This is a genomic window from Pseudomonas sp. NFACC56-3, from assembly GCF_900100025.1.
Taxonomy (GTDB): Bacteria; Pseudomonadota; Gammaproteobacteria; order Pseudomonadales; family Pseudomonadaceae; genus Aquipseudomonas; species Aquipseudomonas fluorescens_AA.
In genome coordinates, this window is sequence record NZ_FMTK01000035.1 from 13176 (window position 1) to 28608 (window position 15433).

At 65.5% G+C, this 15433-nt stretch carries 2 protein-coding genes; both read left to right on the forward strand.

What is annotated here, in order from left to right; translation table 11 throughout:
- Positions 1 to 209 precede the first annotated feature (209 nt).
- Entirely contained in the window at positions 210 to 12716 is a 12507-nt protein-coding gene (locus tag BLO80_RS28235) for a non-ribosomal peptide synthetase (RefSeq protein WP_092334152.1), read from the forward strand.
- The coding region (locus BLO80_RS28240; protein WP_139197136.1) for an amino acid adenylation domain-containing protein at positions 12717 to 15433 on the forward strand (2717 nt) is incomplete at its 3' end.

Sequence of the window (15433 nt, forward strand, 5' to 3'; positions counted from 1 at the left end):
GTGTCGTGTCAGTCTGCGAACAGCAAGCTGACCCAGCGCTATCGTGAGCAAGCTCGGTCCCACCTGAGGGGGCCGCATCATTCTCGACATCTTCGTCCTGCCCCCTTCCTGACACAAATTCCCAAACGCTAATTTTTCCGGCTTGCATTCGTTTCATAGGGACGACTTGCCTTTGTGCCTTGTGCCCACTGATTCCGGATACCCCAGAAATGAATGCTGAAGACGCCTTGAAACTTGCTCGCCGGTTTATCGGGTTGCCCCTGGAAAAGCGCCGGATGTTCCTGGCCGCGTTGGACAAGGAGGGTGTGGAGTTCAGCGGTTTTCCCATTCCCCGGGGTGTCGAGGCCGAGGATCGCCAGGCGTTGTCCTATGCCCAGCAGCGCATGTGGTTTCTCTGGCAACTGGAGCCGGGCAGCGGCGCCTACAACCTGCCGGGCGCGGTGCGGCTCAAGGGCGCGTTGAGCCTGCCGGCCCTGGAGCAGGCTTTCGCCAGCCTGGTGGCGCGGCATGAAACCTTGCGCACGGTGTTCCAGCGCCAGGCCGACGACAGCCTGTTGCAAGTCCCCTCCAACACAGCGCTGGCGATCGGGCGCCAGGACTTCAGCGCCTTGCCGGCCACCGAGCGCGAGCAGGCGGTGCGCCAGGCTGCCGAAGCGCAATCGATGCAGCCTTTCGACCTGTCCAGCGGCCCGTTGCTGCGGGTCGAATTGCTCACCCTCGATGAGCGGGAACATGTGCTGCTGCTGACCTTGCACCACATCGTCTCCGACGGCTGGTCGATGAACGTACTGATCGACGAGTTCATCCGCTGCTACGACGCCCATGAAGCGGGCGTGGCGCCGCAGCTGGCCGATTTGCCGATCCAGTACAGCGACTACGCCCTGTGGCAACGCCGCTGGCTGGAAGCTGGCGAGCAGGCGCGTCAACTCGAGTACTGGCAGGCGCAATTGGGCGATGAGCATCCCGTGCTGGAACTGCCCATCGATCACCCACGCCCGGCGATGCCCAGTTATCGCGGCACGCGCTTTGAGTTCGCCGTGGAGCCGGCACTGGCCGAGCAACTGCGCGCCACCGCCCAGCAGCACAACATCACCCTGTTCATGCTCCTGCTTGGCGCGTTCAACGTGCTGCTGCATCGCTACACCGGCCACACCGATATCCGTGTCGGCGTGCCCATCGCCAACCGCAACCGCGCCGAAACCGAAGGGCTGATCGGCTTCTTCGTCAACACCCAGGTACTGCGCACCGAGCTCGGCGGCCAGACCCGTGTCGATGAGCTGCTGCGCACGGTCAAGGAAGCCGCCCTCGGCGCCCAGGCCCATCAGGACCTGCCGTTCGAACGGTTGGTGGAAGCCCTGAAACTGGAACGCAGCCTCAGCCATACACCGCTGTTCCAGGTGATGTACAACCACCAGCCACAAGTGGCCGACATCGCCAGCCTCCGCACGGCGTCGGGGCTGGAGCTGTCGATGCTGGAATGGCAGAGCCGCACCACGCAGTTCGACCTGACCCTCGACACCTGGGAAAAGGCCGGCAAACTGCATGCGGCGCTGACCTACGCCAACGATCTGTTCGACGCCGCCACGGTCGAGCGCATGGCCCGGCACTGGACACGGCTGCTGCACGGTATGGTCGCCGACAGTCGCGCGCTGGTCGGTGAGTTGCCGCTGCTGGAAGCCGATGAGTACCAGCGCCTGATCCATGACTGGAACCCGGTGGATGCGCCGTTCGACCAGGCGCTGTGCATCCACCAGATGATTGCCCGCCAGGCCCAGGCTACGCCGGATGCACTGGCGGTGACCTTTGCCAACATCCGACTGAGCTACAGCGAACTCGACGGTCGCGCCAATCGCCTGGCCCATAAACTCATCGAATTGGGCGTGGGCCCGGAAGTGCGCGTGGGCGTGGCGATGCCGCGTTCCGAGCACCTGCTGATCGCCTTGTTGGCGGTGCTCAAGGCCGGCGGCGCCTACGTGCCGCTGGACCCGGGCTACCCGGTCGAGCGCGTGGCCTACATGCTCGACGACAGCCGCGCCCGGGTCTTGCTGACCGAACAGGCGGTGGCGGCGACGCTGGACGTGCCGGCCGAAACCGCCGTGCTGATGCTGGATCGGATCGAGCTGGGGCATTACCCACTCAGTGCACCGAGCACCCACGTCACGCCAGACAACCTCGCCTACGTGATCTACACCTCCGGCTCCACCGGCAACCCCAAGGGCGTGGCGATTGCCCATCGCAACGTGCTGGCGCTGATCGATTGGTCCCGATCGGTCTACAGCCGCGACGACATCCAGGGCGTGCTCGCCTCCACGTCGGTGTGCTTCGATTTGTCGGTGTGGGAACTGTTCGTGACCCTGGCCAACGGCGGCTCGCTGATCATCGCCCGCAATGCCCTGGAGTTGCCGCAATTGCCGGCCCGGGACCAGGTGCGGCTGATCAACACGGTGCCCTCGGCGATTGCCGCGTTGCAACGCAGCGGCGAGATCCCGGTCAGCGTGCGCATCATCAACCTCGCTGGTGAGCCACTGAAGCAAAGCCTGGTGGACGCGCTGTACCAATCACACCCTTCCTGTGGGATTGAGCCTGTGGAAGCAGAGCTCCCACAGGGGGTAGAGCATGTCTACGACCTCTACGGCCCCTCGGAAGACACCACCTATTCCACCTGGACCCGGCGCACCGCCGGCGGCACGGCGAACATCGGCCGGCCCCTCAAGCACACCGCCAGCTATCTGCTGGACGCCGACCTGCAACCGGTGCCCCAAGGCGTCTCGGCGGAGCTGTACCTGAGCGGCGCGGGCATCACCCGTGGTTACCTCGGCCGTGCCGCGATGACCGCCGAGAAGTATGTGCCCAACCCGTTTTCCACCCGTGGCGAACGCTTGTATCGCACCGGCGACCTGACCCGTTACCAAGCCGACGGCGCCTTGCAATACGTCGGTCGCATCGACCATCAGGTCAAGGTCCGCGGCTTCCGTATCGAACTGGGGGAAATCGAAGCGCGCCTGCTGCAACAACCCCAGGTGCGCGAACTGGCGGTGCTGGCCCAGGACGGCGAGCACGGCCAGCAACTGGTGGCCTTCATCGTCCCGAGCGAGGCCGCGGTGCTGACCGAGGCCGAGGGCCAGGTGCAGTTGCGCGAAACCCTCAAGGCTGCCCTGCGCGAACACCTGCCGGACTACATGGTGCCGGCCTACCTGGTGTTCCTCCCGCAACTGCCGCTGACCCCCAACGGCAAGCTCGACCGCAAAGCGTTGCCGGCCATTGACGGCAGCGAGCAGCAGCGTGAATTCGTCGCGCCCCACAGCCCCATGGAAAAAGCCCTGGCGGCGATCTGGCAGGATGTGCTGAACCTCGACAGCATCGGCCTGGAAGACAACTTCTTCGAGCTGGGCGGTGACTCCATTGTCGCCATGCAAGTGGTCAGCCGTGCGCGGCAAGCCGGAATCGTGCTCAACCCCAAGGCCCTGTTCCAGCACCAGACCCTGCGCAGCCTGGCGCTCTTGGCGCGCCAGGGCGACAGCCAGGCGATCGATCAGGGCCTGGCACGCGGCGCGGTGCCGTTGACGCCGGTGCAGCAGTGGTTCTTCGAACGCGACATTCCCGAGCGGCAACACTGGAACCAGTCACTGCTGCTGGTGCCGGGCGAACACCTTGATGCCGTGGCATTGGCCTCGGCCCTGGCCCGCTTGGCTGAGCACCATGACAGCCTGCGCCTGCGCTTTGCCCAGGTGAACGGCCAATGGCAGCAAGCCTATGCCGAGCCGTCGGCGGCCAGTGTGTTGTGGCAGCGCCAGGCGACCTCGGTCGAACAACTCAACGCCCTGTGCGACGACGCCCAGCGCAGCCTCGACCTGGAAGACGGGCCACTGTTGCGGGCGTTGCTGGTGGACATGGTCGACGGCAGCCAGCGCTTGTTGCTGGCGATCCATCACCTGGTGGTGGACGGTGTTTCCTGGCGCGTGCTGCTGGACGATCTGCAGCAGTTCTACCGCCAACTGCAGGCCGGCCAGGCGATCCAGGTGCCGGCCAAGACCAGCGCTTATGGACAATGGGCCGCGCACCTGCACGGGCATCTCGATGGCTTCATGGCCAGCCTCGATTACTGGCGCGCCCAAGGTCAGGCGCCGGCCGGCAACGGCTTGCCGTGCGATTACCCCGAACGCCTGCTGCTGGCGTGTGACGAGCGCAAGGTGCAGGTGCGGCTGGACGCCGCACAGACCCGCCAACTGCTGCAACAGGCGCCCAAGGCCTACCGCACCCAGGTCAATGACCTGCTGCTGACGGCGCTGGCCCGTACGGTGTGCCGCTGGACCGGCCAGGACAGCACGCTGATCCAGCTCGAAGGCCATGGTCGTGAAGCGCTGTTCGATGGCGTTGACTTGACCCGCACCGTCGGCTGGTTCACCAGCCTGTTCCCGGTCAGCCTCAGCCCGGCGCCGGCATTGAGTGCGTCGGTCAAGGCCATCAAGGAACAACTGCGCGCCGTGCCGGACAAGGGCCTGGGTTATGGCGTGCTGCGCTACCTGGGCGAACCGGCGGTGCGTGCCGAACTGGCGGCCTTGCCGGCGCCGCGCATCACCTTCAACTACCTGGGCCAGTTCGACCGGCAGTTCGACGACGGCGCGCTGTTTGTGCCCTCTGGCGAAGGCAGTGGCGCGGCGCAACATGCTCGGGCACCGCTGGCGAATTGGTTGACGGTGGAAGGTCAGGTTTATGGCGGCGAGCTGTCCCTGAACTGGGGTTTCAGCGAGCGGATGTTCAAGCAGCAGACCATCGAGACACTGGCCGCTGACTACCTCGCTGAACTGAGGGCGTTGATCGAACACTGCTGCGCGCTGGAAACGCCACAGGCCACGCCATCGGACTTCCCCCTGGCCCGCATCAGCCAGGCGCAACTCGACAGCCTGCCGGTGGCCGCCGGGCAGTTGGACGATCTCTATCCGCTGTCGCCCATGCAACAGGGCTTGCTGTTCCACACCTTGTACGAGCAGGCGGCAGGGGAATACATCAACCAGTTGCGCGTGGACGTGCAGGGCCTCGATCCACAACGCTTCGCCGACGCCTGGCAGGCCACCCTCGACGCCCAGGACATCCTGCGCAGCGGTTTTGTCTGGCAGGGCGATCTCGAGCAACCGTTGCAGATCGTTCATCGCCAGGTCGAGTTGCCGTTCACGCGGTTGGATTGGCGTGAACGCGACAACCTCAGCGAAGCCCTGGATGAACGCGCCGCCGCCGAGCGCCGGCAGGGCTTCGACCTGGCCCGGGCACCGTTGCTGCGCCTGGTGCTGGTGCAGACCGAGGCCGAGCGCTGGCACCTGATCTACACCCATCACCACATCCTGATGGACGGCTGGAGCAATGCCCAATTGCTGGGTGAAGTCTTGCAGCGCTACAGCGGTCGCTTGCCCAAGGCCAATGCCGGGCGTTACCGCGACTACATCGCCTGGCTGCAACGCCAGGACGCTCAATTGAGCGAGGCGTTCTGGACCGGTCAGTTGGCCACCCTGCAAGAGCCGACGCGGTTGGCGCGCGTCATGCCCGCCAGCGAAATCCACAGCGGCCATGGCGATCATTTCCAGACCCTGGACGCAATCCGCACCCAGGCCCTGGAACAGTTCGCCCGCCAACAGAAAGTCACCCTCAACACCCTGGTGCAAGCGGCGTGGCTGTTGCTGCTGCAACGCTACACCGGCCATGACAGCGTCGCCTTCGGTGCCACCGTGGCCGGGCGTCCGGCGGATCTGCCGGGCATCGAGCGACAGGTCGGCCTGTTCATCAACACCTTGCCGGTGATCGCCGCGCCACGTCCGGACCAGTCGGTCGGTGCCTGGCTGCAAGCCGTGCAGGCACAGAACCTGAGCCTGCGGGAGTTCGAGCACACGCCGTTGGCGGACATCCAGCGCTGGGCCGGCCAAGGCGGCGAGGCGCTGTTCGACAACATCCTGGTGTTCGAGAACTACCCGATTGCCCAAGCCCTGGCAGAAGGCGTCGATCAGGGCGCGGTGTTTGGCGAAGTCAGCCACCTGGAGCAAACCCATTACCCCTTGAGCGTGGCGGTCACCCTCGGCGAGACGCTGGCGCTGCACTACAGTTTCGACCGGGGGCATTTCAGCCCGGCGGCCATCGACGGCATCAGCGCGCAGCTGTTGCATTTGTTGGAACGCTTCGCCGAGTCGGCGGCGCGCAACCTCGGGCAAATCGCCCTGGTCAGCGTCGAGGAACAGGCCCGGCAACAGGCCGCCAATCATCCGCAGCCGTACCCGACCGACATCGCCGTGCATCAGCGCATCGCCGAGCTGGCGGCGCTCAAGCCCCACGCCACGGCGGTGATTTTCGACGGCCAGCGTTTCAGCTATGGCGACCTCGACCGGCGCGCCAACCAGTTGGCCCACGCCTTGATTGCCCGTGGCGTGGCCCCGGAAACCCGGGTTGGCGTGGCCTTGCCGCGCAGCGAAGGGGTGATCGTCGCGCTGCTGGCGGTGCTCAAGGCCGGCGCGGCCTATGTGCCGCTGGACACCGGTTATCCACGGGAACGCCTGGCGTACCTGATCGAGGATTCGGGGCTGGCGTTATTGCTCACCGATTCCCGGGTCTCGGCGCAGTTGCCCCTGGACGGCGCCGCCCAGGTGCTGGAACTCGATCGCCTGGACTTGAGCCTGCAACCGCTGGAGGCGCCGTCCGTTCAGGTCGATCCGCAGAACCTGGCCTACGTGATCTACACCTCCGGCTCTACCGGCAACCCCAAAGGCGTGAGCGTGGCCCACGGTCCGCTGGCGATGCACTGCCAGGCCATCGGTGAGCGCTATGAAATGCAGAGCAGCGATTGCGAATTCCACTTCATGTCCTTCGCCTTCGACGGTGCCCACGAACGCTGGCTCACCAGCCTGACCCACGGCGCTTCACTGCTGATCCGTGACGACAGCCTGTGGACCCCGGAGCAGACCTACAATGCGATGCGCGAGCACGGCGTGACCGTGGTGGCGTTCCCGCCGGTGTACCTGCAACAACTGGCCGAGCACGCCGAGCGCGAGGGCAACCCGCCGAAAGTGCGCATCTATTGCTTCGGCGGCGATGCGGTGCCCAACGCCAGTTTCGAACGGGTCAAGCGCGCCCTCGATCCAGACTTCATCATCAACGGTTACGGCCCGACCGAAACCGTGGTCACCCCGTTGATCTGGAAGGCCGGCCGCGACGTGGCGTGTGGCGCCGCCTATGCACCCATCGGCAGCCGCATCGGCGACCGCAGCGCCTACGTGCTCGACGCTGACTTGAACCTGTTGCCCCAAGGCATGGCCGGAGAGCTGTACCTGGGCGGCACCGGGCTGGCGCGAGGCTACCTGAATCGTCCGGGCCTGACGGCCGAGCGGTTTGTCGCCGACCCGTTCAGCCGCAATGGCGGCTTGCTCTACCGCACCGGCGACCTGGTGCGCCAACGGGTCGATGGCACCTTCGATTACCTGGACCGCATCGACAACCAGGTGAAGATCCGCGGCTTCCGCATCGAACTGGGTGAAGTCGAAGCCAGCCTGCAAGCCCTCGACGGCGTTCGCGAAGCGGTGGTGGTGGCCCAGGAAGGGGCTGCTGGCAGTGGCAAGCGTCTGGTTGCCTATGTGGTGGCCGACGAGTCCGTGGGTGAGGCTTTCGCCGAGCACTTGCGTGACCAGCTCAAGGCGACCTTGCCGGCGCACATGGTCCCGGCCTATCTGCTGCTGCTCGAACGCCTGCCGCTGACTCCCAACGGCAAGCTCGACCGCAAGAACCTGCCCAAGCCCGACGTCAGCCAATTGCAGCGAACCTACGTGGCACCGCGCAGCCCGTTGGAACAGCAACTGGTGTCGATCTGGCAGGACGTGCTCAAGATTACGCAAGTGGGCCTGCGGGACAACTTCTTCGAACTGGGCGGCGATTCCATCGTCTCGATCCAGGTGGTCAGCCGCGCTCGCCAGGCCGGTATCCGCTTCACTCCCAAGGACTTGTTCCAGCACCAGACCATCGAGGCGCTGGCGGCGGTGGCCCAGACGGGCGCAGCGCTGCAAGCGATCGACCAACGACCGATCACCGGCGAAACGGCGCTGCTGCCGATTCACCAGTGGTTCTTCGCCCAGGCGATTCCCGACCGTCATCACTGGAACCAGTCGGTGATGCTCAAGCCGACCCAAGCGCTGGATGCCCAGGCGCTGGAGCAGGCCTTGGATGCCCTGGTCGCGCACCACGACAGCCTGCGCCTGGCCTTCATCGAGCAGGCCGGAGGCTGGACGGCGCGCTACCGTGACGGGGTGGCCGACGGGATTGTCTGGCAAGCCGACGTCACCGATCTCGCCGCGCTGCAAGCCCTGGGCGATCAGGCCCAGCGCAGCCTGCAACTGGACGGCGGCTCGCTGATTCGCGCGGTGCTGGCGAACCTCGCCGATGGCACCCAGCGTCTGCTGCTGATCGTGCATCACCTGGTGGTCGACGGGGTGTCCTGGCGGATTCTCGTCGAAGACTTGCAAACGGCTTATCGGCAGGCACTGACCGGCGCCACCGTGCAGCTACCGGCCAAGACCAGCGCGATCCAAGCCTGGGCCGAAGCGTTGCAGGGCCATGCCCGCAGCGCATCCCTGCAGGCCGAACTGGGTTTCTGGCAGCAGCAGTTGCAAGGCGCCCCCACGGCGTTGCCATGGGATAACCCCCAGGGCGGGCGGCAACAGGCTCAGGCCATGACTGTCCGCACGTCTCTGGACAAGTCCCTCACTCGGCAACTGTTGCAGCAAGCCCCGGCGGCCTATCGCACTCAGGTCAATGACCTGTTGCTCACCGCCTTGGCGCGGGTGATGGTGCGCTGGACTGGCGGCGATAGTGTGCTGGTGCAACTCGAAGGCCACGGTCGCGAAGAACTGTTCGAACACATCGACCTGACCCGCACGGTCGGCTGGTTCACCAGCTTGTTCCCGGCCCGTTTGACACCCGCTGCCGAGCTCGGTGCTTCGCTGAAGCAGATCAAGGAACAGCTGCGCGCCATCCCCCACAAGGGCATCGGTTTCGGTGCCTTGGCGCACCTGGGCGATGCTCCAGCACGGCACGCGTTGCAGGCTTTGCCAACGCCGCAACTGACCTTCAACTACCTTGGCCAGTTCGACGGCAGTTTCGCGGCGGCTGACGATGCCCTGTTCGTGCCCACCGCCGAGCATGGCGGTGAAGAGCTGAACATGCAGGGCCCGCTGGGCAGTCCGCTGGCGCTGGACGGCAAAGTCTTCGGCGGCGAGCTGGACTTGAGCTGGACCTTCAGCGGCGACCTGTTCAACGCCGCGACGATCCAGCGCCTGGCCGATGACTACCTGCAAGAACTCACCGCGCTCATCCGCCATTGCTGCGACAGCCAGCACCGTGGCGTGACGCCGTCGGATTTCCCGCTGGCGCGGCTGTCCCAGGCGCAATTGGACACGTTGGTCCAAGCACCTCAGGCTGTCGACGACATCTACCCGTTGTCGCCGATGCAACAGGGCATGCTGTTTCATTCCTTGCTCGGCCACGGCAGTGGCGATTACATCAACCAGATGCGTCTTGACGTCGAGGGCGTCGATCCCCAGCGTTTCCGCGCCGCCTGGCAGGCGGTGGTCGATGCCCATGACATTCTGCGTACCGGGTTCTTCTGGCAGGGCGACCTGGAGCAGCCGGTGCAAATCGTCCAGCGTCAGGTCGAGGTGCCGTTCCGTGTGCTCGACTGGAACGGGCGGACGGAGATCGACGACGCCTTGCAAACCCTCGCCGATGAAGAACGGGCCCAAGGTGTGGACCTGACCCAGGCGCCGTTGATGCGCCTGGTGCTGGTGCGCACCGGCACGGATCGGCATCACCTGATCTACACCAACCATCACATACTGATGGATGGCTGGAGCAGCGCGCAGTTGCTCGGCGAAGTGTTGCAGCATTACCGCGGCGACAGCGTGGCACGCCCGACTGGCCGTTATCGCGATTACATCGCCTGGCTGCAACGCCAGGACGCGAGCCTCGGCGAAGGATTCTGGACGCAACAGCTGCGCACGCTGGATGAGCCGGTGCGCCTGGCCCAGGTGTTTGCGCGCCCGGCACAGGACGTCCCGGCAACGCTGTACGGCCATCACCGCATGCAGTTGGATGGGATGCAGACCCGACGCCTGGCCGAGTTCGCCCGCGAGGCCAAAGTCACCGTCAACACCCTGGTGCAAGCGGCCTGGCTGTTGCTGTTGCAACGCTACACCGGCAAGGCCAGTGTGGCGTTCGGCGCGACGGTGGCGGGACGGCCGGCGGACCTGGTGGGCGTCGAGGGCCAGATCGGCCTGTTCATCAACACCTTGCCGGTCATTGCCAGCCCGCGTCCGGAACAGGACCTGGGCGACTGGCTGCACAGCGTCCAGGCGCAGAACCTGGCCTTGCGCGAGTTCGAGCACACGGCGCTGTTCGACATCCAGCGCTGGGCCGGCCTGGGCGGCGAAGCCTTGTTCGACAACATCCTGGTATTCGAGAACTACCCGATTTCCGAAGCCTTGGCACACGGTGCGCCTGAAGGTTTGCGTTTCGGTGCCGTGGACAACCTGGAACAGACCAACTACCCGCTGACCCTGCTGGTCAGCCTCGGTGCCGAGCTGGCGGTGCAGTTCAGCTACCAGTGCGCGCGTTTCACCGAAGCCTCGGTCGAGCAGATCGGCGTGCACCTGCGACGCTTGCTGCTGCAAATGACCGACGCCGGGCAACGGCCCCTGGGCGAACTGAGCGTGCTCGACGAGCGCGAAACCCGCCAGCACGTGCAAGGCTGGAACGCCACCACAGCGGAATATCCCCAGGCGCGCTGCGTCCATCGGCTGTTCGAGGCCCAGGCCCGCCAAACGCCGGATGCCACGGCGCTGGTGTTCGCCGATCAGGTGCTGAGCTATGCCGAACTCGATGTCCGGGCCAACCGCCTGGCCCATCGCTTGATCGAACAGGGCGTGGGGCCCGATCGGTTGGTCGGTGTGGCGCTGGAGCGTGGGGTGGACATGATTGTCGCCTTGCTGGCGATCCTCAAGGCCGGTGGCGCCTACCTGCCGCTGGACCCGGCGTTCCCCCAGGATCGCTTGGCCTACATGATCGAAGACAGCGGCATCGAGCTGCTGCTGACCCAACGTTCGCTGCTCGACCAGCTACCGCTGTCCGGTGGGAGCGAGCTCGCTCGCGATGGCGGTGGTTCAGTCAATGATGATGTCGAGTGTGCCGACGTTATCGCGAGCAAGCTCGCTCCCACAGGGGGTGGGGTTGGCGTTGAGACGTTGGTGTTGGATCAGGAGGGTGACTGGCTCGACGGTTATGCCGGCGAGGCGCCGGCGACGCGCTTGGATGCGGAGCACCTGGCCTACGCCATCTACACCTCGGGTTCCACCGGCAAGCCCAAGGGCGTGATGGTGCGTCATGGGGCGCTGGTGAATTTTGTCGCCAGCATGGCCCGTGAACCGGGCATTGCCGCCCGTGATCGGGTGCTGTCGCTGACCACGTTCTCGTTCGACATCTTCGGCCTGGAACTCTACGGCGCACTATTGAGCGGTGCCTGCGTGGTGCTGGTGGACAAGCAGAGTACCCACGACCCCGAGGCGCTGCTCGAGACCATCGACCGGCAACAGGTCAGCGTGGTCCAGGCCACGCCCTCGACCTGGCGCATGTTGCTCGACCATCCGGCGTCCGGTTTGTTGGCCGGGCGCAAATGCCTGTGCGGTGGCGAGGCGTTGGCCGAGGACCTGGCCGAGCGGTTGCTCGATGTCGCTGGAGAGGTCTGGAATCTGTATGGCCCGACCGAAACCACCATCTGGTCGGCGGCCTACCGCTTGACTCAAGAGCAATGCGTGCCGTACCTCGGCCGACCGATCGCCAACACGTCGCTGTACATCGTCGGCGATCACTTCGCGCCGAACCCGGTCGGGCTGATCGGCGAACTGTTGATTGGCGGTGACGGCCTGGCCCGGGGTTACCACGACCGCGCGGCGCTGACCGCCGAGCGATTCCTGCCGGACCCGTTCGGCAATGGCACGCGGGTGTACCGCACCGGTGACCTGGCGCGCCAGCGTGGCGACGGTGTGATCGAGTACATCGGCCGGGTCGACCATCAGGTGAAGATCCGCGGCTTCCGCATCGAACTGGGGGAAATCGAAGCCTGCCTGCTGGCCCAGGAAGCGATCCGCGAAGCCGTGGTGGTGCCGCAACCCGGGCCGGGTGGCCTGCAGTTGGTGGCGTACCTGGTGGCCACCGATCCAGAGACTGCCGAACCGAAGGCGCTGCGCGAAGCCCTCAAGGCGCAGCTCACGCCCCTGCTGCCGGACTACATGATGCCGGCGCACTGGTTGCTGCTCGAACGCTTGCCGTTGACCCCCAACGGCAAGCTCGACCGCAAGGCCCTGCCGCTGCCGGACGCCCAGCAACTGCTGCGTGCCTACGTGGCGCCACAAGGCGCGCTCGAACAGGGCATCGCCGACATCTGGCAAGACGTGCTCAAGCTCGAACGGGTAGGGCGCGACGACAACTTCTTTGAGCTGGGTGGGCATTCCCTGCTGGCGACGCAAGCGACGGCACGCCTGCAAATGGAACAGGGCGCCGCGGTGCCCCTGGACTTGCTGTTCAGCACCACGTCCCTGGCCGACTACGCCACACAACTGGCGGCCCACCTGACCCCTCACTCCAGCGCAGACCTGAGTGAGATGCATGACTTCCTGGCAGACCTGGAGACCCTTTGAATGACTCAGCTCGATAACCTGTCTCTGGTTCAGCGATTCATCCGTTTACCGCTCGCCCAACGGCAAGTGTTCCTGCACAAGCTGCACAGCAAAAACATGAGCCTGGCGGCGTTGCCGATCCCGGCGATGTGCGACGAGTTTGAGACCCTCGACCTGTCCTACGCCCAGGAGCGCCAGTGGTTCCTCTGGCAACTGGACCGCCACAGCGCCGCCTACCATGTGCCTACGGCGCTGCGCCTGCGCGGCGCCCTCGACCTGCCCGCGCTGCAACGCAGCTTCGACACCTTGCTGGCCCGTCACGACGTGTTGCGCACGGTGTTCGTCGACAGCGCGCAAGGGCCCCGACAAGTGGTGCAGGCGCGTATGAGCCTGGCGATCGAGCCGGAGGTGTTGCTGGACGAGCCCGCGCTCACCGCCCTGATCGATGACGAAATCGCCGGGCTGTTCGACCTGCAACAAGGACCGCTGCTGCGGGTCAAGCTGCTGCAACTGGCCGCCGACGACCATGTGCTGGTGCTGACCCAGCATCACATCATTTGCGATGGCGCGTCCGCTCGGATCATGGTCAACGACCTGGTCCAGCTCTACGCCGCCCACCGCAGCGGTGAGGCGCCGACCCTGGCAGCCTTGCCGATCCAATACGCCGACTATGCGATCTGGCAGCGCAAATGGATGGAGGCCGGCGAGCTGGAGCGGCAACTGGCCTACTGGACCGAACGGCTGGGCGATGGCGGCGAAGTCCTGCCGTTGCCGACGGACCGCCCGCGCCCGGCGGTGCAGAGCCATCGCGGCGCACGCCTGGACCTGCGCTTCGACGCCGGGCTGACCCTGGGCCTGAAACACTTGGCCCAGCGCGAAAGCTCGACGCTGTTCATGGTCTTGCTGGCGTCGTTCCAGGCCTTGTTGCACCGCTACAGCGGCCAGTCGGACATCCGCGTCGGTGTACCGGTCGCCAACCGCAACCGCCCGGAAACCGAAGGCCTGATCGGCTTTTTCGTCAACACCCAGGTGCTCAATGCCCAGGTGCGGGGTGACCTGCCTTTCGAGCAATTGCTGGCCCAGGTCAAGCAGGCTTCGCTGGGGGCGCAAGCCCATCAAGACCTGCCGTTCGAGCAGTTGGTGCAGGCACTGGCACCGCAGCGACAGGCGAGCCACAGCCCGCTGTTCCAAGTGATGTTCAACCACCAGAGCAGCGGCGCGGCTCAAGCCCTGCAACTGCCGGGGTTGCAGGTCGAGAGCCTGGATTGGCGTTCCCACACCGCCCAGTTCGACTTGACCCTCGACACCCACGAGACCGCCGGTGAGCTGGCCGCGTCCCTGAGCTACGCCACCGACCTGTTCGACGCCAGCACCGTGCAACACATGGCCGAACACTGGCTGAACCTGCTGCACGGCATCGTCGCCGACCCCCGGCAACGCATCGGTGAACTGCCGCTGCTCACGGCCGCCGAACAACAGCAACACATCGCCCAATGGAACCCGGCCCCGCGTAGCTTCCCGGGCGAGGCCTGTCTGCATCAGCGCATCGCCGAACAGGCGCGTTTGCGGCCTGATGCCGTCGCTTTACGTTTCAATGAAAACAGCCTGACCTACGGCGCTCTAAACGCCCAGGCCAACCGCCGCGCCTATCAGTTGATCGCCCACGGCGTCGGCCCGGATGTGCTGGTAGGATTGGCCGCCGAGCGTGGTGTCGACATGCTGGTGGGCCTGCTGGCGATCCTCAAGGCCGGCGGTGCCTATGTGCCGCTGGACCCGACTTATCCCCAGGATCGTTTGGCCTACATGATGCAGGACAGCGGCATTCGCTTGCTGCTGACCCAAGCGGCCCTGGTCGATCAATTGCCGGTGCCGGATGGCGTGCAGACGCTGCTGTTGGACGCCGACGTCAGTGCCTTCGCCGACAGTGATCCGCACGTAGTGATGGACGCGGCGAACCTCGCCTATGTGATCTACACCTCGGGTTCCACCGGCAACCCCAAGGGCACCTTGCTGCCGCACCACAACGTGCTGCGCCTGTTCGAGGCTACCGAGCCATGGTTCCAGTTTGGTCCGCAGGACGTCTGGAGCCTGTTCCATTCCTACGCGTTCGACTTTTCGGTGTGGGAGATTTTTGGTGCGTTGCTGCACGGCGGCGAGCTGTTGATCGTGCCCTTCGACGTCAGCCGTTCACCGCAGCAGTTCCACGAACTGCTCTGTGAGGCCGGGGTGACGGTGCTCAACCAGACGCCGTCGGCATTCAAGCAGTTGATGCACGAAGCCTGCGCCGATGACCGGGGCAACACCCTGCGCTACGTGGTGTTCGGCGGCGAGGCCCTGGACGTCAAGGCCCTGCGCCCGTGGTTCGACAAGTACGGCGACGCAGCCCCGCAACTGATCAACATGTACGGCATCACCGAAACCACCGTGCACGTGACCTACCGTCCGCTGTCGCTGGCGGACCTGGAGCAGGACGCCAGCAGCCCCATCGGCGAACCGATTGCCGACCTGTCGTGGTACTTGCTGGACGGCGACCTCAACCCCGTGCCGAAAGGCTGCGTCGGTGAACTGTACGTCGGTCGCGCCGGCCTGGCCCGGGGTTACCTGAACCGTGGCGATCTCACTGCGTTGCGCTTCATTCCCGATCCGTTCGGCGACAGCGGTGCACGCTTGTACCGCACCGGCGACCTGGCGCAGTACCGCAGCGATGGCGTCATCGAGTACGTCGGCCGCATCGACCA

What these genes read in the sequence shown, in the direction of transcription:
- BLO80_RS28235 (WP_092334152.1), top strand. Translation starts at nt 210, where the DNA reads ATGAATGCTGAAGACGCCTTGAAACTTGCTCGCCGGTTTATCGGGTTG.